26 protein-coding genes are annotated in these 26,003 nt (G+C 72.0%); 18 read left to right on the plus strand and 8 right to left on the minus strand.

Translation table 11 applies throughout. The features are described from left to right. Positions 1-76 precede the first annotated feature (76 nt). The gene (locus tag ABZT12_RS04490; protein ID WP_356377118.1) at positions 77-835 is read left to right on the plus strand and encodes a potassium channel family protein; all 759 of its coding nucleotides are present in this window, start codon (positions 77-79) and stop codon (positions 833-835) included. Positions 836-863: 28 nt separating this feature from the next. On the opposite strand, the gene ABZT12_RS04495 is transcribed toward ABZT12_RS04490, so the two are convergent. Next, positions 864-1,172, minus strand: coding sequence for a small hydrophobic protein (locus tag ABZT12_RS04495; protein ID WP_356377121.1), 309 nt, complete (start codon positions 1,170-1,172; stop codon positions 864-866). 587 nt (positions 1,173-1,759) lie between these two features. Here ABZT12_RS04495 and ABZT12_RS04500 point away from each other — a divergent pair. Beyond that, positions 1,760-2,977, plus strand: a complete 1,218-nt coding sequence (locus ABZT12_RS04500) for an alpha/beta hydrolase (RefSeq protein ID WP_356377124.1) — start codon at positions 1,760-1,762, stop codon at positions 2,975-2,977. Between the two features lie 68 nt (positions 2,978-3,045). Next, complete coding sequence (locus tag ABZT12_RS04505; RefSeq protein ID WP_356377127.1) at positions 3,046-3,894, plus strand: DUF4429 domain-containing protein; 849 nt, start codon at positions 3,046-3,048, stop codon at positions 3,892-3,894. Between the two features lie 84 nt (positions 3,895-3,978). On the opposite strand, the gene ABZT12_RS04510 is transcribed toward ABZT12_RS04505, so the two are convergent. Both ABZT12_RS04510 and ABZT12_RS04515 read right to left on the minus strand, forming a co-directional pair. Then, positions 3,979-4,995, minus strand: a complete 1,017-nt coding sequence (locus ABZT12_RS04510; RefSeq protein ID WP_356377130.1) for an aldo/keto reductase — start codon at positions 4,993-4,995, stop codon at positions 3,979-3,981. Next, complete coding sequence (locus ABZT12_RS04515) at positions 4,992-5,462, minus strand: MerR family transcriptional regulator (RefSeq protein WP_356377133.1); 471 nt, start codon at positions 5,460-5,462, stop codon at positions 4,992-4,994. The genes ABZT12_RS04510 and ABZT12_RS04515 overlap by 4 nt, the downstream gene beginning before the upstream one ends. A gap of 97 nt (positions 5,463-5,559) precedes the next feature. On the opposite strand from ABZT12_RS04515, the gene ABZT12_RS04520 reads away from it, so the two are divergent. Further along, positions 5,560-6,030 carry a GNAT family N-acetyltransferase gene (locus ABZT12_RS04520; RefSeq protein WP_356377136.1) on the plus strand — a complete coding sequence of 157 codons (471 nt, stop codon included), beginning with the start codon at positions 5,560-5,562 and terminating at the stop codon, positions 6,028-6,030. A gap of 18 nt (positions 6,031-6,048) precedes the next feature. Then, positions 6,049-6,864: a serine hydrolase domain-containing protein gene (locus ABZT12_RS04525; RefSeq protein ID WP_356377139.1), complete on the plus strand. Its 816-nt coding sequence runs from the start codon at positions 6,049-6,051 to the stop codon at positions 6,862-6,864. Here ABZT12_RS04525 and ABZT12_RS04530 read toward each other — a convergent pair. Then, positions 6,861-7,511: a pirin family protein gene (locus ABZT12_RS04530; RefSeq protein ID WP_356378085.1), complete on the minus strand. Its 651-nt coding sequence runs from the start codon at positions 7,509-7,511 to the stop codon at positions 6,861-6,863. The two genes, ABZT12_RS04525 and ABZT12_RS04530, sit on opposite strands and share 4 nt — an antisense overlap. 93 nt (positions 7,512-7,604) lie before the next feature. Between ABZT12_RS04530 and fasR the strand changes: the two genes are divergently transcribed. From fasR to fabF, 5 genes are all read left to right on the plus strand, one after another. Beyond that, positions 7,605-8,810 carry a fatty acid biosynthesis transcriptional regulator FasR gene (gene fasR, locus ABZT12_RS04535; protein WP_356377142.1) on the plus strand — a complete coding sequence of 402 codons (1,206 nt, stop codon included), beginning with the start codon at positions 7,605-7,607 and terminating at the stop codon, positions 8,808-8,810. 89 nt (positions 8,811-8,899) lie between these two features. Next, complete coding sequence (locus ABZT12_RS04540; protein WP_356377145.1) at positions 8,900-9,838, plus strand: ACP S-malonyltransferase; 939 nt, start codon at positions 8,900-8,902, stop codon at positions 9,836-9,838. Positions 9,839-9,855: 17 nt separating this feature from the next. After that, a complete protein-coding gene (locus ABZT12_RS04545; protein ID WP_356377148.1) occupies positions 9,856-10,851 on the plus strand; it encodes a ketoacyl-ACP synthase III in 996 nt (331 codons plus the stop codon). 106 nt (positions 10,852-10,957) lie between these two features. Continuing rightward, on the plus strand, positions 10,958-11,206 hold the full coding sequence (locus tag ABZT12_RS04550) for an acyl carrier protein (protein ID WP_356377150.1): 249 nt from the start codon (positions 10,958-10,960) through the stop codon (positions 11,204-11,206). Between the two features lie 83 nt (positions 11,207-11,289). Then, on the plus strand, positions 11,290-12,555 hold the full coding sequence (gene fabF, locus ABZT12_RS04555; protein WP_356377153.1) for a beta-ketoacyl-ACP synthase II: 1,266 nt from the start codon (positions 11,290-11,292) through the stop codon (positions 12,553-12,555). 117 nt (positions 12,556-12,672) lie between these two features. On the opposite strand, the gene ABZT12_RS04560 is transcribed toward fabF, so the two are convergent. Beyond that, positions 12,673-13,167 carry a DUF3145 domain-containing protein gene (locus tag ABZT12_RS04560; protein WP_356377156.1) on the minus strand — a complete coding sequence of 165 codons (495 nt, stop codon included), beginning with the start codon at positions 13,165-13,167 and terminating at the stop codon, positions 12,673-12,675. Positions 13,168-13,450: 283 nt separating this feature from the next. Here ABZT12_RS04560 and ABZT12_RS04565 point away from each other — a divergent pair, with 283 nt between their 5' ends. From ABZT12_RS04565 to ABZT12_RS04575, 3 genes are all read left to right on the plus strand, one after another. Beyond that, positions 13,451-14,323 (plus strand): SGNH/GDSL hydrolase family protein, encoded by an 873-nt coding sequence (locus ABZT12_RS04565; protein ID WP_356377158.1) that lies wholly within the window; start codon positions 13,451-13,453, stop codon positions 14,321-14,323. A 45-nt stretch (positions 14,324-14,368) separates the two neighbouring features. Continuing rightward, a complete protein-coding gene (locus ABZT12_RS04570; protein ID WP_356377161.1) occupies positions 14,369-15,343 on the plus strand; it encodes an aldose epimerase family protein in 975 nt (324 codons plus the stop codon). Between the two features lie 392 nt (positions 15,344-15,735). Next, positions 15,736-16,998: a pyroglutamyl peptidase gene (locus ABZT12_RS04575; RefSeq protein ID WP_356377164.1), complete on the plus strand. Its 1,263-nt coding sequence runs from the start codon at positions 15,736-15,738 to the stop codon at positions 16,996-16,998. A 28-nt stretch (positions 16,999-17,026) separates the two neighbouring features. On the opposite strand, the gene ABZT12_RS04580 is transcribed toward ABZT12_RS04575, so the two are convergent. Then, positions 17,027-17,845, minus strand: coding sequence for an EI24 domain-containing protein (locus ABZT12_RS04580; protein WP_356377167.1), 819 nt, complete (start codon positions 17,843-17,845; stop codon positions 17,027-17,029). A gap of 239 nt (positions 17,846-18,084) precedes the next feature. Here ABZT12_RS04580 and ABZT12_RS04585 point away from each other — a divergent pair, with 239 nt between their 5' ends. Beyond that, on the plus strand, positions 18,085-19,242 hold the full coding sequence (locus ABZT12_RS04585; protein ID WP_356377170.1) for a serine hydrolase domain-containing protein: 1,158 nt from the start codon (positions 18,085-18,087) through the stop codon (positions 19,240-19,242). 609 nt (positions 19,243-19,851) lie between these two features. On the opposite strand, the gene ABZT12_RS04590 is transcribed toward ABZT12_RS04585, so the two are convergent. Further along, entirely contained in the window at positions 19,852-20,850 is a 999-nt protein-coding gene (locus ABZT12_RS04590; protein ID WP_356377173.1) for an NADP-dependent oxidoreductase, read from the minus strand. Positions 20,851-20,967: 117 nt separating this feature from the next. On the opposite strand from ABZT12_RS04590, the gene ABZT12_RS04595 reads away from it, so the two are divergent. Beyond that, positions 20,968-21,402 (plus strand): MarR family transcriptional regulator, encoded by a 435-nt coding sequence (locus ABZT12_RS04595; RefSeq protein ID WP_356377176.1) that lies wholly within the window; start codon positions 20,968-20,970, stop codon positions 21,400-21,402. Between the two features lie 57 nt (positions 21,403-21,459). Here the strand turns inward: ABZT12_RS04595 and ABZT12_RS04600 are convergent, their stop codons facing one another. Further along, positions 21,460-22,116 carry a hypothetical protein gene (locus ABZT12_RS04600; RefSeq protein WP_356377179.1) on the minus strand — a complete coding sequence of 219 codons (657 nt, stop codon included), beginning with the start codon at positions 22,114-22,116 and terminating at the stop codon, positions 21,460-21,462. Positions 22,117-22,696: 580 nt separating this feature from the next. Between ABZT12_RS04600 and ABZT12_RS04605 the strand changes: the two genes are divergently transcribed. From ABZT12_RS04605 to ABZT12_RS04615, 3 genes are all read left to right on the plus strand, one after another. Then, positions 22,697-23,854: a mandelate racemase/muconate lactonizing enzyme family protein gene (locus ABZT12_RS04605; RefSeq protein ID WP_356377182.1), complete on the plus strand. Its 1,158-nt coding sequence runs from the start codon at positions 22,697-22,699 to the stop codon at positions 23,852-23,854. Further along, the gene (locus ABZT12_RS04610; protein WP_356377185.1) at positions 23,851-24,855 is read left to right on the plus strand and encodes an alcohol dehydrogenase catalytic domain-containing protein; all 1,005 of its coding nucleotides are present in this window, start codon (positions 23,851-23,853) and stop codon (positions 24,853-24,855) included. Before ABZT12_RS04605 ends, ABZT12_RS04610 begins: the two co-directional genes overlap by 4 nt. A gap of 121 nt (positions 24,856-24,976) precedes the next feature. Next, complete coding sequence (locus ABZT12_RS04615) at positions 24,977-25,945, plus strand: hypothetical protein (protein ID WP_356377188.1); 969 nt, start codon at positions 24,977-24,979, stop codon at positions 25,943-25,945. The last annotated feature ends 58 nt before the right edge of the window (positions 25,946-26,003 follow it).

A 26,003-nucleotide genomic window follows, 5' to 3' on the forward strand; every position in this document is an offset into this window, starting at 1 on the left:
TTTCCGGGGGCCGCGGGGACTGTTCAACGGTTTCCCGCGGCCCTTGCCGGGCGCCCCGCCGACCTACGATGCGGCCATGAAGGAACATCCGGCACAAGCCCGTTGGGAGCAGCGCACCCAACGGCCCCTGCTGGCGCTCGCGGTGGGGTTCGCCGTCGCCTACGCGGTGCCGATCGTGGACAGCACCGCGGGCCACTCGCTGACGACGGTGTGCACGGTCGTCGAGTGGGTCGTGTGGGGGGCGTTCGCCGCCGACTACCTGATGCGGCTCGCGATGTCCCGGGACCGCCGCTGGTTCGTGCGGAGGCACTGGATGGACCTGTGCGCGGTGGTGGTGCCGATCCTCCAGCCGCTGCGGCTGCTGCGCATGGTGTCGACGCTGATACTGGTCGGGCGGCGGGCGCGGATGGCCTCGCAGATCCAGCTGACCACGTATGTCGCCGGCGCGGTGATCGGGCTGCTGATGTTCGGATCGCTCGCGGTGCTCTCCGTGGAGCGGGACTCCCCCAGGGGGAACATCCGCACGCTGGGTGACGCCGTCTGGTGGTCCTTCACCACGATGACGACCGTGGGCTACGGCGACCACGCGCCGACCACCGGACTCGGGCGGATGATCGCGGTCGGGCTGATGCTCTCAGGTATCGCGCTGCTCGGCGTGGTGACCGCCAACATCGCCGCCTGGTTCATCGCCCGGTTCGAGAAGGACGACATGGAGGAGCTGCGTCAGACGCTCGCCATCGAGTCGCTCACCGCGGAGGTGCGGGCGCTGCGGGCGGAGGTGGCGGCGCTGTCGGGGACGGCGGCACCGCGGTCCGGTGTCACCGCCGACGACTGACGCCGGCCACCTCTCGTCGCGACGGGCCTCAGAAGAGGCCGCCGCCCGGGGTCGCCACGCCCGCCAGCCAGACGAGCGCCAGCAGGGTGTCGATCGCCCCCAGCACCAGGGCGACCAGGGCCGGCAGGGGCTGGGAGCTCGACCAGGTCCGGCCCATGGCCAGCCAGCCGCACACCACCGCCACCGGGCCGAGGACGATCCCCAGCGCGAAGAAGCCCGCGACCGCACAGACGAGTCCGACGATGCCGAGCGTCGCGCGATCCGGCCCGGTCCCTGACCACGTACGGCCACGTGACCGAGGGTGCCTGCGCGTTCCGTTACCGAAGCTCGTCATCATCAACTCCCTGGTCGTGCCGACCAGTTGATTACGCCCTGGCCGGTTCGGCTACGACCACCGGGTACCCCGGACCGCACGAAGAAAGCCTGCCTGCGCGCCGCCCCCCTCCGGCAGCGCGCCGCAGACCTCACGTCCTCCCGTGGCCTGCGGAGGAGTTGACCCACTGTGACCTGCGGCGCGTACCGGATGCCAGGGACCTTTAGCGGAGTCACCCTGATAGGCGAACTCGCCCTGAAAATCGGTCAGATGTGGTCATCATCGCCGGCGGCGACGAGACCGGCCGGACCCGTCGCGGAGACGGGCGAGTCGCACCGCACCACCTGGTGATCTTCGCGGCCGTGGGCACCGGGGCGCCCGGGGCGACCGGCGCGACACCCGCCCGGACCGCCTCGCCCGGGAGGTCACCGACGACGCGGAAGGCCGTCACGGCACCGAGCACGGCCGTACCGGGACAGCCGCCGACGGGCCACCGGCGTACCCTGCCAAGCACCGGCGCGTACCGGATCGAGAGCCCTCCGGAGCCGAAACCGTGATCCCCGTCACTCGGTTACCGCGAGACCCTCCCGTAGTCTTAGTGTGTCCTCCCAGTGACTTCCTTCGACTCCTCCCCCATCCTGAACGTCTGGCGCGCACTGGCCGCGCTGGCCGTGGTGTTCGTGATGCTGGCGACCACCGGCTGGACAGCGATCCGCAGCCACCCCGGGAACACCGCACTCCAGACCTCCCTGCGCGCATGGGACCACGGCCGGATCGACGGGCACCGCCTGCCCGACCCGGACGTCTCCCCCGCCCGGGTGGCCCGCTTCTTCGCCTCGCTCACCGCCCAGGACCGCGGCCGCCTCGCGCACCGCTATCCGCTCGCGGTCGGCAACATGAACGGCGCGCCCGCGCCGCTGCGCTACCTCGCCAACCGGATCGCGCTCGACCAGGCCCGCAAGGTCGAGAAGAAGCGGATGCACGACAGCCGCCTCTCGGCCGACGGGCAGCGGGAGGCGGGCCGCCTCATGCACCGCTTCGAAGCGCTGCGGAGCGGGGGCCGGCAGATCCTCGCCTTCGATCCCGAGGGCTCGGGGCGGGTGGCGGAGGTCTTCGGCGACCTGACGACGGCACAGCGGGTCTCCGTCGTCGTCCCCGGCGTCGACACCGACCTGCTCACCTTCCAGAAGACGTACAAGTGGTACTCGGCGCCGGTCGGCATGGCCACCGCCCTGTACGCGGCCGAGAGCACGGCCGACCCGGCGGCCCGTACGGCCGTCATCGCCTGGGCCGACTACACCGCCCCCGGCGGACTCGGCCTCGACTCGGCGACCGCGCGGCGCGCCGAGAACGGCGCCGTACGGCTGAACGCGCTGGTGCGGGCGCTGCCCGGCACCTCGCCGGTCGCGCTGTTCTGCCACAGCTACGGCTCGGTGGTGTGCGGCGTCGCCGCACACGCGCTGCCGGACCGGGTGAGCGACATCGCGGTGGCCGGCAGCCCCGGCATGCGGGCCCCGACCGCCGCGCGCCTGCGCACCTCCGCCCGGGTGTGGGCGATGCGGGACCCCGACGACTGGATCCAGGACGTCCCGTACCTGGAGGTCGGCGGCCTCGGCCACGGGGCCGACCCGGTCTCCACGGAGTTCGGTGCCCGGGTGCTGTCCGCCCGGGACGCCCAGGGACACACGGGCTATTTCCGGCCCGGCACGGAGAGCCTGCGCAACTTCGCCGACATCGGCGTCGGGGCGTACCGCACGGTCACGTGCGCGCACCTCGGCAGCGCGTGCCGGCTGGGGCTGTCCGGCACCACGACAGCCGGACGCGCGTAGCGAGCGCGAGAACCGCGGTCCGCGCGGAGAGGGGACGAAAAAAGCACGTGCCGCCTACGATGAGCCGCATGGGTGACGTACTGGCCGGATTTCATGCCGCCTGGGAGTTCGAGTCCGACTCGCTGGTCGTCCGCTACGAACGAAGTCTGCGCACCCCCAAGCTGTTCCAGGCGCTCGGCGAACGCCGGGTCCCGCTGGCCGCGCTCTCCGGGGTGACCCTCACCCACGGCAGGCGCGGCACGGTGGTCCTGCGCGCCGAGCCGAGGCCCGGCGCCGACCCCCTGATGGAGGCCGCCGCGGGCCAGCTCAAGGAGGGCTGCGACCCCTACCGCCTGGTGCTGCCCGCGGAGCGCGAGACCCTCGCCGAGTACTACGCCGACGAACTGCGCGCCCGCCTCACCCACACCGGGCCCACCGACCGCTTCCTGGTGGCCGCGCCCGAGGCGCCGCTCCAGTTCAAGGCGTACGACGGCAAGGCCTCCTTCGACGGCCGGTCGGTGTTCTTCCGCTGGTTCTGGACCGGGGCCTCGTCCGCCAAGTGGAAGGCCGGCGACCAGAGCGTTCCCGTCGCCGACCTCGTCGGCGTCGAGTGGCGCTCGCCGGAGCTGCTGGAGGGCCATCTGCGGCTGCTGCACCGCGACTCGGCCGCGACGCCCGCACCGGCCGACCAGGACCCGCGGGCCGTGGTGTTCGGCCTGGGGTACGGGCCGGTGCACGAGTCGCTGCCGTTCGCCGCGGCGGTCCTCGCCGCGGTCCGCAGGGCGGGGCCCACGGCGGTGATCGCCTCGCCGGCCGCGCGGCGCGACCCCGCCGACATCGCGGAACGCATCCGTCACCTCGGGGCGCTGCACGAGGCGGGGCTGGTCACGGACGAGGAGTTCACGGCGAAGAAGGCGGAACTCCTCGCGGAGCTGTAGCGGCGCCGGCCCCGCCGACCCCGCTCCCCGCACTCACCCGCTCCTCCGCCGCGCCCCGCCCCTCCCCTCGCCTCCTCCTGCCGCCTACTCCCGGGTGGTGGAAGCGAAGGCCATGTCCGCGTAGCGGTCCCCCGCCACCTTCGCCGCGATCGGTTCCAGGAGGGCGAGTTCCTCCTCCGTCAGGACGAGACGGGTGGCCGCCGTGTTCTCCTCCACCCGGGTGCGCCGGGTGGTGCCGGGGATCGGGACCACCGGCAGACCGTGCACCCGGGCCTGCTGCTGGACCCAGGCGAGGGCGATCTGCGCGGGGGAGGCCCGGTGGGCCTGCGCGACCGTGCGGACCGGCTCCAGGAGGGCGGCGTTGGCGGCGGCGTTCTCGCCGGTGAAACGGGGCTGGCGGCGGCGGAAGTCGTCCTCCCCGAGGTCCTGCTCGGCGTCGGCGAAGGAACCGGTGAGGAAACCCCGGCCGAGCGGCGAGTACGGGACGAGGGCCACGCCCAGCTCACGGGCGGCGGCGACCAGGCTGATCTCGACGTCACGGCTGAACAGCGACCACTCCGACTGCACGGCGGTGATCCGGTGCACGCCCTGGGCCGCGCGCAGTTCGGTGCCGGTGACCTCGCTCAGCCCGAGGTGCTTCACCTTCCCCTCGGCCACCAGCTCCGCCATGGCGCCGACGGTCTCCTCGATGGGGACGGTCACGTCACGGCGGTGCATGTAGTAGAGGTCGATGACGTCGACGCCCAGCCGCTCCAGGCTCGCCTCGACGGCCTGGCGGAGGTAGGGCCGGTCGTTGCGGATGATCCGCCGGGTCGGTTCGCCGGGCGGGCTCGACAGCGCGAACTTGGTGGCGACGACGACCTCGTCGCGGTGCGCCCGGAAGAAGGGCGACAGGAACCGCTCGTTCTCCCCGGCGCCGTACGCGTCCGCCGTGTCGTACAGCGTCACACCCAGCTCCAGCGCCCGCTCCAGGGCGGCCCGCGACTCCTTGGCGTCGCGGTAGCCGTACGCGGCGCTCATGCCCATGCAGCCGAGCCCCTGGACACCCACCTCGGGTCCGTCCGTGCCCAGCCGTACCGCGGGAATTGCGTGCTCCGTCATCCGGCCTTCTCCGTTTCGTAGGCCCGTACGCGGTCGGCGTCCGCGTAGAAACTGATCTTCCGGTCGAGTACGGCGAGCGTGTCGTTCAGCTCGGCGATCCTCGCCCTCACGTCCCGGCGGGTCGCCTCCAGCAGCGCGAACCGCTCCCCGTAGGTGTGCTCGCCCGCCCGCACCAGTTCGGCGTAGCGCACCATGTCGGCGACCGGCATTCCGGTCAGCCGCAGCTTGCCGACGAGATCCAGCCAGTCCAGGTCCCGGTTGGTGTAGCGGCGCTGGCCGGTGTGCGAGCGGTCGATGTGCGACATCAGCCCGATCCGCTCGTACCAGCGCAGCGTGTGCGCCGTCAGGCCGGTGCGGGCGACGACCTCGCTGATCGTGTAGCTGTCCTGGCCCTCCGGGCGCCGCCGCGCGAGCGGCGGGGCGGCGCAGCTGTCGGTCCTGGTGCCCGTGGTCTCCATCACCGTCATGACCCCAACGTATGACCTTCGAGTGCACTCGAAGCAAGCGGAAACCGGTGAGAAATCCGCGCGACGCGTCCGCGGCCGGGTGACTACCGTGCGGGCCATGAGTCTCGTACGACGGGCCGCGCCCGAGGATGCCGAAGAGCTGCTGCGCCTGCGCCAGGTGATGATCGACTCGATGCGCGGCGCGGACCACTCGACGGAGTGGCACGGCCGGTCCCTGCCGACGGTACGCGAGAGGCTGGCGGACGCCGACGGTGGCTTCGCCGCGTTCGTCGTCGACCACCCGGAGCGGCCGGGGGCGCTGGCCGCGCTGGTGGCGGGGACGGTCGACTACCGGATCGGGAAGGCGGGCGACCCGCTCGGCAGCGTCGGTCACGTCTTCAGCGTGGCCACCGACCCGGACGCCCGCCGGCGCGGATACGCGCGGGCGTGCATGACGGAGCTGCTGGCCTGGTTCCGTGAGCGCGGCGTGCGGCGCGTCCACCTCACCGCGTCCGCCGAGGCCGAGCCGCTGTACGCCTCCCTGGGTTTCGCCCGCAAGCCCGACCCCTTGATGGAGCTGAGCCTGTGACCGCCTAGGCTCGGCTCCATGTCGCTGCAGAGCCTCGCGCTGATCGGGAACTGGCCGGTGCCGACCGCTTCGGCGGCCGTCGTACGGGCGGACGGCACCGTTCCGGGCACCTATGGTCCGACCGGCCACCGCTTCCCCCTGGCCTCGGTCACCAAGCCGCTCGCCGCGTACGCCGCGCTCGTCGCCTACGAGGAGGGCGCGATCGAGCTGGACGAACCGGCGGGTCCGCCCGGCTCGACGGTGCGTCATCTGCTCGCCCACACCTCGGGACTCGCCTTCGACGAGCACCGGGTGACGGCCCCGCCCGGGGAGCGCCGCCTCTACTCCAACGCGGGTTTCGAGCAGCTCGGCGACCACCTCACGAAGGCGACCGGGATCCCCTTCGCCGAGTATCTGCGCCAGGCGGTGCTGGCCCCCCTCGGCATGACCGCCACGACGCTCGCCGGCTCCCCGGCGAAGGACGGGGTCTCCACGGTCGAGGACCTCGTCCGCTTCGCCGCGGAGCTCCAGGGCCCGCGGCTGCTGGACCCCCGTACGGTCGCCGAGGCGATGACGGTGCAGTTCCCGGGCACGAAGGGCGTCCTGCCGGGCTACGGCCACCGGAACCCCAACGACTGGGGCCTCGGTTTCGAGCTCCGGGACTCCAAGTCCCCCCATTGGACGGGCACTTCGTCCTCGCCGCGCACCTTCGGCCACTTCGGCCAGTCCGGCACGTTCCTGTGGGTGGACCCGGCGGCGGGCGCGGCCTGCGTGGCCCTGACGGACCGGGCGTTCGGACCGTGGGCGGTCGAGGCGTGGCCGGTGTTCACGGACGCGGTACTGGCCGAGCTCTAGGCCATCTCCCAGAGCAGCAGCTCCGCCCCGGTCGCCGCCTCGGCCGCCAGGCCCCGCGCGTCGGTGATCCGCACCGCGTCCCCCGGCCCCAACTCCGCACCGCCGAGCCGGACTTCACCGCGCACCACATGCACGTAGACATGGGGCGCGTCCGGTACGGCGGTGCGCTCGCCCGGTGTCAGCCGCCGCACGTGCAGCATCGCCCCCGCCTCCGGTACGGCGTACGGCGTGGAGTCGGCGATGCCGTGCACGATCTCGTAGGCGGGGTCGCCGCCGGGCCGCCGGGGCGAGAGCCACATCTGGACGAAGGTGAGGGGGCTGTCGGAGTCGTTGCGTTCGACGTGCCGCACGCCCGAGCCGGCGCTGAGGCGCTGCACGTCCCCGGGCCCGACCCGGGTCGGGCGCCCCGTCGAGTCCCGGTGGGTCAGCTCGCCCTCGACGACCCAGGTGACGATCTCCGTGTGGCTGTGCGGATGCTCGTCGAAGCCGGCGCCCGGCGCGAGCCGCTCCTCGTTGCAGGCCAGCACCGCCCCGAAGCGGAGGTTGCCGGGATCGTAGTGCGGCCCGAAGGAGAAGGCGTGCCTCGAGTCGATCCCGGCCGCGGGGTCGCCTCCCCGATAGCGCTCGTCAGCCCGCCGCACGTCCATCACGCCCCCAAGGTAGACCGCTCGACGCCCCCTCCCCCGGCCGACCCGCCCCGATTGCGAGCGCCCCGCCGCCCATGAGGCAGGCTTGTCCCCGTGCCCGAACCCGAAACCAGCAGACCCGCAGCCCCCCAGTCCGGCGCCCACTCGCACCCCGCGACCCTCAAGCGGCTGGAGCAGTCGTCCGGGAGTCTCGCCGCGCAGGCCATCGCGCGGATGGACGAGACGCTGCCGTGGTACCGGGCGATGCCCCCCGAGAACCGTTCCTGGATCGGGCTGGTGGCCCAGGCGGGTATCGCCGCGTTCACCGAGTGGTTCCGGCGCCCGGACGCCCCGCAGGCCATCTCCACCGATGTGTTCGGCACCGCGCCCAGGGAGCTGACCCGGGCGATCACGCTGCGGCAGACGGTCGAGATGGTGCGGACGACGATCGAGGTGATGGAGTCGGCCATCGACGAGGTGGCCGCGCCCGGTGACGAGGCGGTGCTGCGCGAGGCGTTGCTCGTGTACGCGCGGGAGATCGCGTTCGCGACGGCGCAGGTGTACGCGCAGGCCGCCGAGGCACGCGGTGCCTGGGACGCGCGGCTGGAGTCGCTCGTCGTCAACGCGGTGCTGAGCGGTGAGGCCGACGAGGGCGCGGTCTCCCGGGCCGCCGCCCTGGGGTGGAACTCGCCCGAGCACGTGTGCGTGGTGCTGGGTACGGCGCCCGAGGGCGACAGCGAGCTGACCGTGGAGGCGATCCGGCGGGCCGCCCGGCACGCCAAGCTCCAGGTGCTGACGGGGGTGCTCGGGGACCGCCTGGTGGTGATCGCCGGCGGCAGCGACAACCCGCTCAAGGTGGCCAAGTCGCTGATCGGGCCGTACGCGGCGGGTCCCGTCGTGGCGGGTCCCGTCGTACCGGATCTGCTGGCCGCGACCCGGTCCGCGCAGGCCGCGGCGGCCGGGATGAAGGCGTGTTCGGCCTGGCAGGACGCCCCGCGGCCGGCGCTGGCGGACGATCTGCTTCCGGAGCGGGCGATGGCGGGAGATCCGAGCGCGCGCGAGCAGTTGGTGGAGGAGATCTACAGACCGCTGGAGGAGGCGGGGTCCGCGCTCCTGGAGACGCTCAGCGTCTATCTGGAGCAGGCGAGTAGCCTCGAAGGGGCCGCGCGGATGCTGTTCGTGCACCCCAACACCGTGCGCTACCGGCTTCGACGTGTGACTGACGTCACCGGCTGGTCGCCCTCGGATGTACGCTCCGCGTTCACGCTGCGGATCGCGCTGATCCTGGGACGTCTCGCCGATGGCGATCTCCAGAGCTAGCTTTTTGTCGGAGCCCCACAAAACCCCTTCCCGTTCTTCGTCCCTGTCCCCACGGGCGGCCATGGCCGTCCCCAAGAGAGAGTGTGAGAGTGCTCGTACTCGTCGCTCCCGGCCAGGGCGCTCAGACGCCCGGCTTCCTGACCCCCTGGCTCGACCTCCCCGGTGTCGAGGACCGGCTGCGTGCCCTGTCGGCCGCGATCGACCTCGATCTGGTGCACTACGGCACGAAGGCCGACGCGGACGAGATCCGTGACACCGCGGTCGCGCAGCCGCTGCTGGTGGCCGCCGGTCTGGTCTCCGCCGCAGCACTCGGCGCGGTGTCGCCCGGCGCCGTCGCCGGTCACAGCGTCGGCGAGATCACCGCCGCCGCCTTCGCGGGCGTCCTGGACGACACGGCCGCGCTGACCCTCGTCCGCAGGCGGGGTCTGGCGATGGCCGAGGCCGCCGCCGTCACCGCGACCGGGATGTCGGCGCTGCTCGGCGGCGACCCCGCCACGACCGTCGCCCACCTGGAGAAGCTGGGGTTGACGCCGGCGAACGTGAACGGCGCGGGCCAGATCGTCGCCGCCGGCACGCTGGAGCAGCTCGCCGCCCTGGAGGCGGACAAGCCGGAGGGGGTGCGCCGGGTCGTCGCCCTGAAGGTGGCCGGCGCGTTCCACACGCACCACATGGCCCCGGCGGTCGACGCGCTCGCCGAGGCCGCCCGTCGACTGGCGCCCGCCGACCCGCGCTTCACCTACGTGTCGAACAACGACGGCCGTACGGTCGCCACCGGCGCCGAGGTCCTGGACCGGCTGGTCGGCCAGGTCGCCAGCCCGGTCCGCTGGGACCTGTGCATGGAGACCTTCAAGGAGCTGGGCGTCACCGCCCTGCTGGAGGTGTGCCCCGGCGGCACGCTGACGGGCCTCGCCAAGCGCGCGCTGCCGGGTGTGCGGACGGTGGCGCTGAAGACCCCCGACGACCTCGACGCCGCTCGCGCGCTCATCGCCGAGACGACCACACCTGCCGCTGACGCGGCGGGCGCCTGACAAGGAGCCCAAGACCAATGTCGAAGATCAAGCCGAGCAAGGGCGCCCCGTACGCGCGCATCCTCGGCGTGGGCGGTTACCGTCCGGTGCGTGTCGTCCCGAACGAGGTCATCCTGGAGACGATCGACTCGTCCGACGAGTGGATCCGTTCGCGCTCCGGCATCGAGACCCGGCACTGGGCGAACGACGAGGAGACCGTCGCCGCGATGTCCGTGGAGGCGTCCGGCAAGGCGATCGCCGACGCGGGGATCTCCGCCGCTCAGATCGGCGCCGTGGTCGTCTCCACCGTGTCGCACTTCAAGCAGACCCCGGCCGTCGCCACCGAGATCGCCGACAAGCTCGGCACGGCCAAGGCCGCCGCGTTCGACATCTCGGCGGGCTGCGCGGGCTTCGGCTACGGCCTCACCCTCGCCAAGGGCATGATCGTCGAGGGCAGCGCCGAGTACGTCCTCGTCATCGGCGTGGAGCGGCTGTCGGACCTGACCGACCTGGAGGACCGCGCCACGGCCTTCCTGTTCGGCGACGGCGCGGGCGCGGTCGTGGTCGGCCCCGCCAAGGAGCCGCACATCGGCCCGACCGTGTGGGGCTCGGAGGGCGACAAGTCCGACACGATCAAGCAGACCGTGCCGTGGACCGAGTACGACAGCTCGGGCAAGTTCCCCGCGATCACGCAGGAGGGCCAGGCGGTCTTCCGCTGGGCCGTGTTCGAGATGGCGAAGGTCGCCCAGCAGGCGCTGGACGCGGCCGGGATCGCCCCGGACGACCTGGATGTCTTCATTCCCCACCAAGCCAACGAGCGGATCATCGACTCGATGGTGAAGACGCTGAAACTGCCGGAGCACGTCACGGTCGCGCGTGACGTACGCACCACCGGCAACACCTCGGCCGCGTCGATTCCGCTCGCGATGGAGCGGCTGCTGGCGACCGGCGAGGCCAAGAGCGGCGACACCGCGCTCGTCATCGGCTTCGGGGCGGGTCTCGTATACGCCGCGACGGTCGTTACCCTCCCCTAGGCACTCCGTGCCGGATCATCGTCTGGTCCGGTGCGGCCGTACATACCTGCCGCTGCCGCGGCGGGCACTGCCACACCCTCTGGAACACTAAGAAGGAGCGCCTCACATGGCCGCCACGCAGGAAGAGATCGTCGAAGGTCTCGCCGAGATCGTGAACGAGATCGCCGGCATCCCGCAGGAGGACGTCCAGACGGACAAGTCCTTCACGGACGACCTGGACGTCGACTCGCTGTCCATGGTCGAGGTCGTCGTCGCCGCCGAAGAGCGCTTCGACGTCAAGATCCCGGACGAGGACGTCAAGAACCTCAAGACGGTCGGTGACGCGACCGAGTACATCCTCAAGCACCAGGGCTGAGTCACCGCTCAGGCCTGACGCTGCAAGCCCCGCCACCCGGCGGTGGCGCCGCTGAATCCCGATCCGTTGGAGAAAGAATTCCCGTGAGCCCGACCAATCGCACTGTGGTCGTCACCGGTATCGGCGCAACCACACCGCTGGGTGGCGACGCAGCCTCTACCTGGGAAGGCCTGATCGCCGGCAAGTCCGGTGTACGGCCTCTGGAGCAGGAGTGGGCCGCCGAGCAGGCGGTCCGTATCGCCGCGCAGATCGCCGTGGAGCCCACCGAGGTCATCCCGCGGCCACAGGCGCGGCGGCTGGACCGTTCGGCGCAGTTCGCGCTGATCGCCGCCCAGGAGGCCTGGGCGGACGCCGGTTTCACCGCCAAGGCCGGCGACGACTCCGCCGTGGACCCGGACCGTCTGGGTACCGTCATCGCCTCCGGTATCGGTGGTGTGACGACCCTGCTCGACCAGTACGACGTGCTGAAGGAGAAGGGCGTACGCCGGGTCTCCCCGCACACCGTCCCCATGCTGATGCCGAACGGCCCGTCCGCCAACGTGGGGCTGCTCGTGGGCGCCCGCGCGGGTGTGCACACGCCGGTCTCCGCGTGCGCCTCGGGCGCCGAGGCCATCGGCTACGCCATCGAGATGATCCGTACCGGCCGCGCCGACGTGGTCGTCGCGGGCGGCACGGAGGCGGCGATCCACCCGCTGCCCATCGCCGCGTTCGGCAACATGATGGCGATGTCCAAGAACAACGACGACCCGCAGGGCGCCTCGCGTCCCTACGACACCGCGCGCGACGGTTTCGTCCTCGGCGAGGGCTCCGGTGTCCTCGTCCTGGAGTCCGCCGAGCACGCCGCGAAGCGCGGCGCCCGGGTGTACGCGGAGGCGGTCGGGCAGGGCATCTCCGCCGACGGCCACGACATCGTGCAGCCGGAGCCGGAAGGGCGCGGTATCTCGCACGCGCTGCAGAACCTGATCGACAGCACCGGTCTGGACCCGGCGGAGATCGTGCACGTGAACGCGCACGCGACCTCGACGCCGGCCGGTGACGTGGCGGAACTGAAGGCGCTGCGCAAGGTGTTCGGCGACGACGCGGACCACATGGCGGTCTCCGCGACGAAGTCGATGACCGGGCACCTGCTGGGCGGTGCGGGCGGTGTCGAGTCCGTCGCGACGGTCCTCGCCCTGTACCACCGGATCGCTCCGCCGACCATCAACGTCGAGAACCTGGACCCCGAGGCCAACGCGGACATCGTGCGCGGCGAGGCCCGCAAGCTGCCCGTGGAGGGACGTATCGCCGCCCTGAACGACTCGTTCGGGTTCGGCGGCCACAACGTGGTGCTGGCGTTCCGCACGGTCTGAGAAGCGCTCGCCCGCTGAGGCGACGAGCAGTGCACGGTACGGAGCAGGGCCCCCACCGGCCGGTGGGGGCCCTGCTCCGTTCAGCGGTCTTCGCGGTCTCGCCCGCTTCCGCGCGGCTCACACCACCTGGTGCAGCCAGCGCACCGGGGCGCCCTCCCCCGCGTACCGGAAGGGCTCCAGTTCGTCGTCCCACGGCTTGCCCAGGAGCTTGGAGAGTTCCGACTCCAGGTGGGTCTCGCCGCGCTGGGAACGGACCAGGGCGGCGCGCAGACGGTCCTCGGGGATGAGGATGTCGCCGTGGATGCCGGTGACGGCGTGGAAGATGCCGAGGTCGGGGGTGCAGCTGTAGCGCTCGCCCTCGGCGGTGGGGCAGGGCTCGGCGGTGACCTCGAAGCGCAGGAGGTGCCAGCCGCGCAGCGCGGAGGCGAGTTTGGAGGCGGTGCCGGGTTCGGCCTGCCAGGAGAACTCGGAGCGCCAGGTTCCGGGGGACGCGGGCTGCCGGATCCAGTCGAGGCTGACGCGGGTGCCGAGCACCCCGGCGACGGCCCACTCGACGTGCGGGCAGAGCGCGCGCGGCGCGGAGTGCACGTACAGGACTCCACGTGTCGTCACCGGGACCTCCGGGCAGAGCGGGACATTGTGCGACTGGCTAACGGCGGCGGCGAGGACAGCCACGCTGAGGGCGAGGCTACCGTGCGGCGGCGCAAGGAGTGTGACGTACCGTCGGTCCTGGTGCCAGGAATCGCCCGCCGTTCACCCGGGGGGACGCCTGTACGGGGTGTGCGGCCGCAGCGGGCGGGCGCGGGAACTCCCGCACGTTGTCATGGCGTACGGAGAACCCGTACCGAGTAGCGGGTGACGAGTTGTGAGCAAGAGTGAGGAGCTGGGCCGGGGCATGCGAAACCGACGCGGGCGTTCACGGGCCGTGCTCGCCGTGGTGGCGGCGGCCGTCCTGGGCGTGGCGGGCTGCGACGCCGGCGGCGACCCGCCCGACGGCGGACAGGGCACGAAGGCGAAGGCACAGGCCGCGGTCTGGGACCGCAGCCCGTCCTCGCTCGCGGCCGTCGGCGACTCCATCACCCGCGGCTTCGACGCCTGCGCGGTCCTCTCGGACTGCCCCGAGGTGTCCTGGGCCACGGGCGACTCGGCCGAGGTCGACAGTCTCGCGGTACGGCTGCTGGGGCCGACGGGCGCGGCGGAGCACAGCTGGAACTACGCGGTGACCGGGGCGCGGATGGCGGACCTGCCCGGTCAGATCGGCCTGGCGGCGGCCCACGCCCCGCAGTTGCTGACGGTGATGGTCGGGGCGAACGACGCCTGCCGTTCGTCGCTCTCGGCGATGACGTCGGTGGCCGGCTTCCGGTCGGACTTCGAGGAGGCGCTGCGGACCCTGCGGCGGACGCTGCCCAAGACGCAGGTGTACGTGGCGAGCGTGCCGAACCTGAAGCGGCTGTGGTCGCAGGGGCGGACGAACCCGCTGGGCAAGCAGGTGTGGAAGCTGGGGATCTGCCCGTCGATGCTGGGCGACGCGGACGCGGTGGACGCGGCGGCCACGAAGCGGCGGGACGCGGTGGAGAACCGGGTGGAGGCGTACAACAAGGTGCTGGGCCAGGTCTGCGCGACGGACGTGCGGTGCCGGTTCGACGGCGGCGCGGTCTTCGACTACCGCTTCGGAACGGACCAGTTGAGCCACTGGGACTGGTTCCACCCGAGCCAGGACGGACAGGCGCGGCTGGCCGCCATCGCCTACCGGAAGGTCACGTCGTAGGTGTCGGCCGAGCCTTGTGACAAGCCGTGAATTAAAGTCCCCGGCATGCACAGTGAACTCTTCGGCACCCTGCCCGACGGCACCCCTGTCCACCGCTGGACGCTGGAGCGCGCCGGGGTGCGGGTGCGGATCCTCTCCTACGGCGGGATCGTGCAGTCGGTGGAGGCACCGGACCGGGACGGCGCGTCGACCGGCGTGGTGCTGGGGTTCGCGGAGCTGGAGGGCTATCTGGCGCATCCCGAGCCGTATCTGGGCGCGCTGGTCGGGCGGTACGCCAACCGGATCGGGGGCGCCCGTTTCGCGCTGGCGGGCCGGACCTACGCGCTGGCGCCGAACAACGCCCCCAACTCCCTGCACGGCGGCGAGCGCGGCTTCGACAAGCGGGTGTGGGACGTCGAGCCGGTCGGGCACGGGGTGCGACTGACCCGGGTCAGCCCGGACGGCGAGGAGGGTTTCCCGGGGCGCCTGGAGGTGTCGGTGACGTACACACTGGACGAGCGGGGCGCGCTGCGGGTCGCCTACGAGGCGGTCACCGACGCGCGGACGGTGGTGAACCTGACCAACCACAGCTACTTCAACCTCGCCGGTTCCCACGACGCGAGCGGTCATGAACTGCGGCTCGCCGCCTCCCGGTTGACGCCGGTCGACGCGGTGCAGATCCCGACCGGCGCGCTGGAGGAGGTGGCGGGGACGCGCTTCGACTTCCGTACGGCGCGCAAGGTCGGCACCGGTTACGACCACAACTTCGTGCTGGACAAGGGCGTGACGCCGGAGCCGGTCGAGATCGCCGAGCTGTACGACCCCTCGTCCGGCCGGGTGCTGACGGTGGCCACCACCGAGCCCGGCATCCAGCTGTACACGGCGGACCACCTGGGCGAGCCGTTCGCCCCGGGCGCGGGGGTCGCCCTGGAGACCCAGCACTTCCCCGACTCCCCGAACCGCCCGGAGTTCCCGAGCACCGAGCTGCGTCCGGGCCAGACCTACCGGTCCGAGACGGTCTACGGCTTCACCGCCCGTTAGGGCGTGTTCCGCCCCGGCCGCACGGCCGGGGGCGCGCCGAGCCCCGGTCCGGGGGTCAGGTCCCGGACCGGGACTGTTCGCGGGGGACACGTGTCCCGGAGCAGACGTTAACCGCGGCGGCGGGCCCGCGACCGAAGATCGACCGGCCCCGCCTGGATCCCGTACGAACCCTTTACAACTGCCCACCTGTTCGCCGTCTCATCCCCGCTCCCGCCCTTTCGCGCGCGGCAGTTCGACGACGGCCGGGTCCGGCGCCCCATGGCGCCCACGGCATCCGTCGGGAGATACTGCGCCCGTCCCAGCACCCCCACTCCCCGCCCCCGCATACACTCCCGCATGCACGCTCCCCAAGCTCCCCAAGCTCCCCACGGCGACGGAAGGGCTGAACTCCCATGCGCAGCAACCGTGTTCGCGCCGGCGTACTCGGACTGACCCTCCTGACCGGGCTAGCCTCCCCCACCACCGCCTCGGCGGTGGACGCCGTTGCCGCCCCCAGCGTGGAGGAACAGCGGCTGGACCGGGCGGTGCCGCAGGAGATCCTCAGACGTTCCGGATTCGACGCGGTGGCACCGGAGTTGGCGCGGGCCCTGGGAGCGGCGCGGAGTTACGCGCGGGCCCGGCAGGTCGTCGCGGGCGAGGGCGCGGCACTGTGGCGGCGGGCCGTGGACCGGGCGCAGGGGCGGGGCCCGGCCGGTGGCGACCTCAGCCGGGACGACGACCGGCCGCTGTACTGGGCGCGGTTGGGCATGACCCGCGAAGTGCGTGCGTGGCTCCCGGTGTTCACGCTCACCGATCGCCAACGCGCGCGCCTGCTGACCGATTTGGAGAGGTCCTCACGCGGCCAGGACGGAATCCGCTATCCGCGCGGAAAGGGGCTCAAGCGGATTCTGGTCACCGGCTTCGACCCGTTCACCCTGGACCGGGACATCCGGATCTCCAACCCGTCCGGGGCGACCGCGCTCGCGCTGGACGGCACGGTGATCGAGACCGCGCACGGTCCGGCGCGGATCGAGACGGCCGTGTTCCCGGTGCGCTGGGCGGACTTCGCCGCGGGCACGGTGGAGCGGGCGCTGCGCCCGTACCTGCCGAAGGTGGATCTGTTCACGACGGTGAGCCAGGGCCGCGTGGGCCGCTTCGACGTGGAGCGGACCAACGGGGCCTGGCGGGGCGGCTATCCGGACAACGACAACGTCTCCCGCACCGGGACCGTCCCGGTCGCCGATCCCGGCTCGCAGCCGCAGTGGACGACCACGACCCTGCCGTACCGCGCGATCGTGGCCGCGGACACGGGCCGTTTCCCGGTCTACGACCACGCGGAGGTCACCGAGATACCGGCGGGCGGCACGGATTCCGTCGTACGCCCCGACGGTCCCACCCCGGGGTCGACGGCCCGGGCGGGTGGCGGCGGCGACTACCTCTCCAACGAGATCGCCTACCGGGTGACGCTGCTACGGGACCGGCTGGGGCTGCGCGACACGCTGCCGGGCGGCCATGTGCACACGCCGGTGCTCCAGTTCGGCGCGGGGAACACGGACCCGGTGACCGGGTCGGTGACGGACCCGACGTTCGTGCGGAACCGGCTGGACATCATCGCGCAGGTACGGCGGATGGTGGCCGTGGCGATGGGCTCGGCGCCGGCCTCACCGGACGCGTAAGCACTCGTCGCCGGGCGCGCACCCCGCCTCAGCCGTCGGACGAGACGGGAGCGACATCCCCGCCGGACGCACCGGACGCACCGGACGCACCGGACGCCTGATCGCCCTCCCCCATCAGATCCCGCGCCATCATCGTGGCGCCCGCCACCGCCCCCGGCATCAGGAAGACGGCGACGACGGGGATGAGGAAGGCGAGGCCGAGGGGGGTGCCGAAGCCCCAGACCAGGGCCTTGCGGGAGCGCAGGAGGGCGAGGCGGGCGCGGAGTTCGACGCCTCGGCGCTGGAGGGCGACGGCGGCGAGTTCCTCGGTGAGGAAGAACCCGGTGACGAAGAAGCCGATCACCGGGACGACGGTCTGCCCGATGACGGGGACGAAGCCGAGGGCGAAGAGCAGGATGCCCCAGAGCACCGCGCGGACGAGGATGCGCAGGCTGTCGCGGGCGGAGATCCACAGTTCGCGCCAGAGCGGCCGGCCCGACTCCAGGGCGACGCCGTCCGGGGAGAGGTCGCGGTCGACCTTCTCGGAGAGGTTCTCGTAGAAGGGCTGGCCGACCAGGAGGGTGACCGCGGTGAAGGTGAGGACGGAGAGCAGCAGCGCCAGCAGGAACAGGACAGCGGTCAGCAGCCCGCGGAACACTCCCTGCCAGGGGCTCGACCAGTCGTCCGCGAACGGCGTGGCCCAGGAGACGAAGTCCTCGCCCCAGAGCGCCAGGGCGACCAGCGCCGCGAGGTACAGGACCAGCGTTATCAGCCCCGGGACCAGCCCGAAGCCGTACTGCCTGCCGTGCCGGGCCATCCATCGCTGGCCCTTCAGGAGATAGCCGAAACCCGCCCTGAGATCACCCATGGGGTGAACTTTACTCAGCCGTACCGACAGTGACCACGAGCCCTGGGCCGCCGGCCGGACCAACGCCTTTCCGCCGCGATTGAGTCGAACGGGTACGGCTCGCCGTACCCGTTCGGGGAGACCCTGAGTCCGGACGCGGGGCCCCTCTCGCGGGATCGTCCGAAGGGGGAACTTCCGCAGGTCGGAAGGGCGTTGATCACCATGGCACACGCGAGCGGCGGATCAGTTGAGGAGAGCGGATGACCCAGGAGATCCACGGCACCGTAGCCGACGGTTTCGAGACGGTACGGGAGGAGTTCGCCGCGTTCGTCGCCGGTGAACTGCCGGACTACGAAGGCCAGTTGTGTGCTTACGTGCACGGCCGTCAGGTGGTCGACCTGTGGGCGGGCCCGGACACGGACGGCGACTCCCTGTATGGCGTGTTCTCGTCCTCCAAGGGGGCCGCGCACCTGGTGGTCGCGCTCCTCGTGCAAGACGGCACGCTGGAGCTGGACCGCAAAGTCACCTACTACTGGCCGGAGTTCGCGGCCGAGGGCAAGGGCGCGCTGACCCTGCGCGAGCTGCTGTCGCACCGGGCGGGTCTGATCGGGACGGACACGGGGTTCACCCCGGCCGACCTGGCCGACGACCGGGTGGTGGCCGAACGCCTCGCCGACCAGCGTCCGTTCTGGCGGCCGGGCACGGCCTTCGGCTACCACGCCCTGGTGATCGGCGCGTTGACCGGTGAGATCGTCCGCCGCGCCACGGGCCGCACGCTCCAGGAGGTCCACGAGGAGCGCGTCCGCGCCCCCTACGGCCTGGACTTCTTCCTCGGTCTGCCGGCGGCCCAGGACCCCCGCTTCCGCACCACGCAGCCGATGAGCCCGCCACCGGAGCAGCCGGCCACCACGGCCCTCCAGGACGGCCCGCACACCTTGTCCGCCATCGCCTTCAACCGGCACGCGGCGGACCCGACCGATCTGGCGTCGCTGCCGAACGAGCGCCTGGTCCGCGCCAAGGGCCCGGCCTCGGTCGGCGGGGTGGCCTCGGCGCGCGGCCTGGCCGGGTTGTACGCGGCGGCGATCAGCGCGGTGGGCGACCGGGCGGCGCTGCTGAAGCCGGACACGGTGGCCGAGTCGGGTCAGCTGCACTCCGTCGGGTACGACCTGGTGACGCGCACGCACCGGGCGTACGGCCTGGGTTTCCAGGCGACCGCGGACGCCTGGTACCCGTTCCTGGGAGCGGGCACGATAGGCCACAGCGGCGCGGCCGGCTCCCAGGCCTTCGCGGACCCCCGCAGCGGCCTGGCCTACGGCTACACCCGCCGCCGTTTCGCCTTCCCGGGCGGCGCCGCCACCGAGAACGAACGCTTCGCCAGAGCCACCCACCGCGCAGCCCTGGCAACCCAGACAACCTGACCCACCCCAGCGAAACCAGCAAGGGCTCACCGAGGCCCCCTGCCGCCCGCCACCCCCGCGGAGACGGCAGGGCCTCACCGGGCCCCCTGCCCCCGACCGCCCCTGCGGAGACGGCGACATCTCACTGCCGCCCACCGACGCCCACTGTCCCCGCGGCGCCCCGTGCGGAGACGGCAAGGGCCCACCCACGTCAACTGTCCCCACGCGTCGGCCGCGAGGGAGCCGTAGGGGCGCGCCGGTGTCGAGAGGCCGAACGCGCGGAGGCCCGACGAAGGAGGGCCGAGCACGATCGGCCTCTCGACACCGGCTTGAAGCGCCCCGAAGGTGACCGAGCCAAAAGAGGTGCGCGCGACGGCACTTGGCAACTCCGGCGCGACACACTCTGTGAACCCTGCTCCAACGCACCGAACTTGAAGGCTGAGCCCGGCCGCCCCGAAGGCACCCAAGCCACCGGGGTTGCCCACGACGGCACTTGAAGACCCCGGCCCGACACACTCTGTGAACACCGCCCCCACACGCCGCACTTGGAGGCTGGGGGGCTTTGGAGGCTGGGGGACTTTGGGGGCTGGGGCCAGGCCCCGCCAACCCCGCCTCGCCCCCCGCGAAGCGTCAGACCTTGACGATCATCTTCCCCGTGTTCTCGCCGCGAAGCTGGCCGAGGAATGCCTCGACGTTGTTCTCGATGCCTTCGACGACGGTCTCGCGGTGCTTGAGTTCGCCGGAGGCGACCCATCCGCCGACTTCCTGGACGAACTGGGGCTGGAGGTCGTAGTGGTCACCGACGAGGAAGCCCTGGATGCGGCCGCGGGTCTGGATGAGCCGGGCGAGGTTCTTGGGGCCGGGGGCGGGCTCGGTGTTGTTGTATACGGAGATCATGCCGCAGATCGCGATCCGGCCGTCGACGTTGAGGGAGCCGATCGCGGCTTCCAGGTGCTCGCCGCCGACGTTGTCGAAGTAGATGTCGACGCCGTCGGGCGCGGCCTCCCGCAGCTGGGCGGCGACGGGGCCGTCCTTGTAGTTGAAGGCGGCGTCGAAGCCGTACTCCTCGACCAGGAGTTTGACCTTCTCGTCCGAGCCGGCGGAACCGATGACCCGGGAGGCGCCCTTGAGGCGGGCGATCTGGCCGACCTGGCTGCCGACGGCACCGGCGGCGCCGGAGACGAACACGGAGTCGCCTTCCTTGAAGGAGGCGGTGCGGGTGAGGCCGGCGTAGGCGGTGAGGCCGGTCATGCCGAGGACGCCGAGGTAGGTGGAGAGCGGGGCGAGGGCGGGGTCGACCTTGACGGCGTTCTTGGCGTCGACGACGGCGAATTCGCGCCAGCCGAGGAAATGCAGGACGTGGTCGCCGACGGCGATGGTGTCGGCGTTGGAGGCGATGACCTCGCCGACGGCGCCACCCTGCATGACCTTGCCGAGTTCATAGGGGGCGGCGTAGGACTTGGCCGCGCTCATCCGGCCGCGCATGTAGGGGTCGACCGAGACGTAGGCGTTCCGCACCAGCACCTGTCCCTCGCCCGGCGTGGGGACCTCGGTCTCGACCAGGGAGAAGTCCTCCGGCTTCGGCCAGCCGACGGGACGGCTGAGCAGGTGCCATTCACGGTTGATCATGACAAGCGCCTTTCTTCGTGGGGGGAGGTGCGTGGCGGCGGCAAAATACTTCACCACCTTAAACAACCATGCGCTTGAATATTTCATGGTGTCAAGTAACAGGGTACGCTGGGCCCCATGCCCACGCGAGCGAAGAGCCGTCCCGACCCGCTGACCATGGAGGTCGTCGAGCTGATCGGCGACGTCGTGACACGGTTCTACGCGGACTACGAGGAGGCGGCGGGCGACCACTCGCTGACCGGGGCACAGGCCCGTCTGCTCAGCCTGCTCTCCCTGGAACCGCTGCCGATGCGCAAGCTGGCGCACAAGCTGAAGTGCGAGCCGTCGAACGTCACGGGGATCGTGGACCGGCTGGAAGCGCGTGGCCTGGTCGAGCGCCGCCCCGACCCGGCGGACCGGCGGGTGAAGCTGGCGGCGGCCACGGAGGAGGGGCTGCGGACGGCCCGCAGTCTGCGCGAGTCGCTGCGGTTCGCGAAGGAGCCGCTGGCCGGGTTGTCCGACGAGGAGCGGCTGGCGCTGCGCGGACTGCTGCGCCGGATGCTGGACCGCTGAACCCGGTTCCGCTCGCCTTACGAACCCCCGACTCCCGCTGTCGCGGCCGTCGTTGACTCAGGAACACCACCACAGGATCTGCCTGCATGTCTGTGAAGGCGACGGTGCCGGGCTGGGGTCGGCGGTGGTGGGGTTCGCGGTCGGAGCGGCCGTCGGTGCCGCGCTGGTCCCCGGCGCGGGGGCCGAGGCGGTGGAGCCGGTGCCGCCCGTCAGCGCGGGCGCGCCCGACACCTCCGCGGTGTCCGGGTCCTTGGGGCCCTTCGTGCCCTTGGCCGACGCCGATGCCGACGGTGTGGCGGACCCGGACGCGGTGGCCTCCGCCGTCGGCGTGCCGCCCTCGCCGCCCGCGGTGTCTCCCAGTGGCTGAGCGGTCTCGTCCGCCCCCGTGGACGCCTCGCTCTGCGCCGCGATGTCGCCGGACGTGGCGGGCTTCCCGGCGGAGAACGGCGCGTCCATGCCCAGTTCCGCCAGGCTCAGCCCGCCGGCCGCCAGGACGAACCCGGCCGTGACGAGCAGGACCCGGCGGCGGCGCCGGCGATGCGCCGCGGCCTTACGATCGCGACGGCTTCCGCCGCCGGCCCGACCGCCTCGGGACCCGGCCGCCTCAGGACCGTCCGCCGCCGTGGAGCCGCCCGCCTCCTCGAAGCCCTCGGAGTCCCCCAACTCGTCCGGTTCATCCGGGACTTCGCCCGCGCTCCCGTCCCAGGCGTCCATCCCCGCGCCGGAACCCGAACCCGCACCCGTACGCGAGCCCGCACTCAGACCCGAGCCCGAACTCACACCCGGACCCGAGCCCGCACCCATACCCGCACCGGCGCCCACGTCCGCGCCCGAACCCGCACCCACGCCTACGCCCCCGCCCGTCCACAGGCGCGCGTCACCCCCCTCCGCGTACGCAGGTGGGGGTTCCGCTGGCGTTTCGACTGGCGTGCCGCACCCGGGGCACGCGAGGGCGCCGTTGAGGTGCCGACCGCACGGGTGGCAATAGTCCATGACGCGGGAAGACTAGGTTCCGCGCAGGTCTCGTTCATAGGCACGGCTGTGAAAGTTCTGTGCTGAACTGGCCGTTCCGGCGCGGGGAGTTGCGACATGCCACCCAAAGGACGGCCAATGGGCCACCGACCGGCCGGGACGCGTGTCGAAACTCTTGCCGAAACTGTTACATGTTCGACCCATTGACACCCCTGCCCCGTCCTCCTTACTGTCACGCCAGGATTTCGAACGTGAGCCGAAATTTCGAACGTACTGATCGAGCCGACGAACAGGCCGACGGAAGCAACGAGGGGCAACAGCCGTGCGCATCACCGGAATCAGCACACACGTGGTCGGGACGCCGTGGCGCAACCTGACGTACGTCCAGGTGCACACCGACGAAGGGATCACAGGAGTCGGCGAGACCCGGATGCTGGGCCACACCGACGCACTGATCGGCTATCTGCGGGAGGCCGAGGCCAATCACATTCTCGGGTCCGACCCGTTCGCAGTGGAAGACCTCGTACGGCGGATGAAGTACGGCGACTACGGCCGGGCCGGTGAGATCGTGATGTCCGGCATCGCCGTGATCGAGATGGCCTGCTGGGACATCAAGGGCAAGGCGCTCGGGGTGCCGGTGTGGCAGCTGCTCGGCGGCAAGGTCACCGACAAGGTCAAGGCGTACGCCAACGGCTGGTACACCACCGAGCGGACCCCCGAGGCCTACCACAAGGCCGCGCAGGGAGTCGTCGAGCGCGGCTACAAGGCGCTGAAGATCGACCCGTTCGGGACCGGGCACTTCGAGCTCGACCACGAGCAGACCCGCTACGCGGTCTCCCTCATCGAGGCCGTACGGGACGCGATCGGGCCGGACACCGAGCTGATGCTGGAGATGCACGGCCGGTTCTCGCCGTCGACCGCCGTACGGCTGGCGCACGAACTCGCCCCGTTCAAGCCCGCGTGGCTGGAGGAGCCGGTCCCGCCGGAGAACCTGAAGGCGCTGGAGAAGGTCGCCGCCAAGGTGGACATCCCGATCGCCACGGGTGAACGCATCCACGACCGCATCGAGTTCCGCGAGCTGTTCGAGAGCCAGGCCGTGGACATCATCCAGCCCGACGTCGGCCACCTCGGCGGCATCTGGGAGACGCGCAAGCTCGCCGCGACCGCCGAGGCGCACTACGTGCTCGTCGCCCCGCACAACGTCGGCGGCCCGGTCCTGACCGCCGCCTCCCTCCAAGTCGGCTTCAGCTCCCCGAACTTCAAGATCCTGGAGCACTTCAACGACTTCGCCGACTCGGAGATCAAGAAGGTCGTGAAGGGCGCCCCGCAGGTGATCGACGGCTACTTCCACCTCTCCGACGCCCCCGGTCTCGGAGTCGAGCTGGACACCGACGCGGCGGCCGAATTCCCGCAGCAGCAGGCCCGGTTCGACCTGTGGGCGGACGGCTGGGAGCAGCGCAGGCCGAAGGCGAAGAAGTGAGCGGCGCGGTCGTCGTCGACGGACCCGGCGAGCACCGGCTGACCGGGCACGAGCCCCGGCAGCCGGCGGCCGGCGAGGCCCTGGTGCGGGTCCACGCGGTCGGTATCTGCGGCAGCGACCGCGAGGTGTACCAGGGCAACCGGCCCGAGGGGTACGTCCGTTACCCGCTCACGCCCGGCCACGAGTGGTCCGGAACGGTGGCGGCGGTCGGCGCGGACGTACCCTCGGACCTCGTGGGACGCAAGGTGGTCGGCGAGGGCTTCCGCAACTGCCAGGTCTGCGACCGCTGTCACGCGGGCGAGACGACCCTGTGCACCGCCGGGTACGAGGAGACCGGGTTCACCCAGCCCGGCGCGATGGCCGGCACGCTCACGCTCCCCGCCCGGCTGCTCCATGTCCTGGCGGACGACGCCGACTTGACGGCCGCCGCGCTGCTGGAGCCGGCCGCGTGCGTCGCCGCCGCCGCGCTGAAGGCGAACGCGCGGCCGGGCGAGCGGACGGCCGTCGTCGGGACCGGAACGCTCGGGATGTTCGCGGTGCAGTTCCTGAGGGCGGGCTCCCCCGCCGAGCTGCTCGTGGTGGGCACCCGGACCGAACGGGAAGAGCTGGCAAGGGAGTTCGGCGCGACCGACTTCCGTACCAAGGACCAGGAGCTGCCCGACGACTTCGACGTCGTGATCGAGACCGCCGGGTCCGCGTCGGCCGCCCGCACCGCCGCCGCCCTGCTGCGGCGCGGCGGACGGCTGGTCCTGACGGGTATCCCGGCGGCGGGCGCCGAGGGTCTGGACCCGACCGATCTGGTGGTGCGGCAGCTGGAGGTGCACACCGTCTTCGGGGCACCGCCGGACGCCTGGGCGCACACGGTGCGGGTGTTCGGGGCCGGGTTGCTTGATCCGCTGCCCCTGGTCACCCATGAGCTGCCGCTCGCCGAGTTCCCGCGCGCCATCGAGCTGGTCGGGGCAGGCGATCCCAAGGTCGGCAAGGTGCTGTTGCGGCCGTAGGAACCCCAGCCGTACGCCGGTGCGGGGTGACCTGACAATCTCGCACCGGCGTACCACCCGTTCTTCTTCTGAACCCAGAGCCGCGAACCTTGACCGAGATAACGAACACGAAGGACAGCTTGTGACCGACGCTACCGCCACTGCCGCCCGCAGGCCCGGTGAGCAGGTGCTCTCCGCGCTCGGCCTGGGCGCCCCCGCCCACGACCCCGCGGACACCTCGCCCCACGCCTTCCCCGGCGGTGGCCGCTGGCGCACCGAGATCCCTTCCTGCGAGGGTCCCGAGGCCGTGTCCGTGGTCCTCAAGGAGTCCTCGCGCCTCGATGTGCCGATCCACCGGATCAGCCAGGGCAGCGGCGTCTGGATGCTGACCGACGCCGAGATCACCGAGATGGTCGAGGCGACCGCCGAACGGGACATCGAGCTGTGCCTGTTCACCGGTCCGCGCGGGACGTGGGACATCGGCGGTTCGATCCGCAGCGACTCGCGCGGGGCGGGGCTGCGGGCCCGGGGCCACGACGCGGTCGCCGGCTGTGTCGAAGACGCCGTCCGCGCAACGGAGTTGGGCGTCAAGTGCCTGCTCGTCGCCGACGAGGGCGTGCTGTGGACGCTGCACCGGGCGCGGGTCGCCGGGATCATCCCGGCCGACACCACGCTCAAGGTGTCGGCGCTGATCGGGCCGGTCAACCCGGCGTCGTACGCGGTCTACGAGCGGCTCGGCGCCGACTCGCTGAACGTGCCCAGCGACCTGACGCTGGATCACCTCACGGAGATCCGGCGGGTGTCCGCCGCTCCCATGGACATGTACATCGAGGCCCCCGACGACCTGGGCGGCTATGTGCGGATGTACGAGGTCGCCGAGCTGATCCGGCGCGGCGCACCGCTCTATCTGAAGTTCGGTCTGTCCAAGGCCCCCGGTATCTACCCGTGGGGCACCCACCTGCGGGACGTGACCCTGGACACCGCGCGGGAGCGGGTGCGGCGCGGCCGGCTCGCTCTCGACCTGCTCGCCCGGCACGGCGCGGACGGCGACATGGCGCCGCTCGGTTCCCGGCTGCCCGGCACGCTCCAGCGCTTCCCCGCCGAAGCCTGAACCACCCCCTGGGGCCCTCCCGGGAACTGGCTCGACCTCTCAACGACGAGAAGAATGA

Origin of the sequence: Streptomyces sp. NPDC005423 (assembly GCF_040606415.1) — a bacterium.
GTDB lineage: Bacteria > Actinomycetota > Actinomycetes > Streptomycetales > Streptomycetaceae > Streptomyces.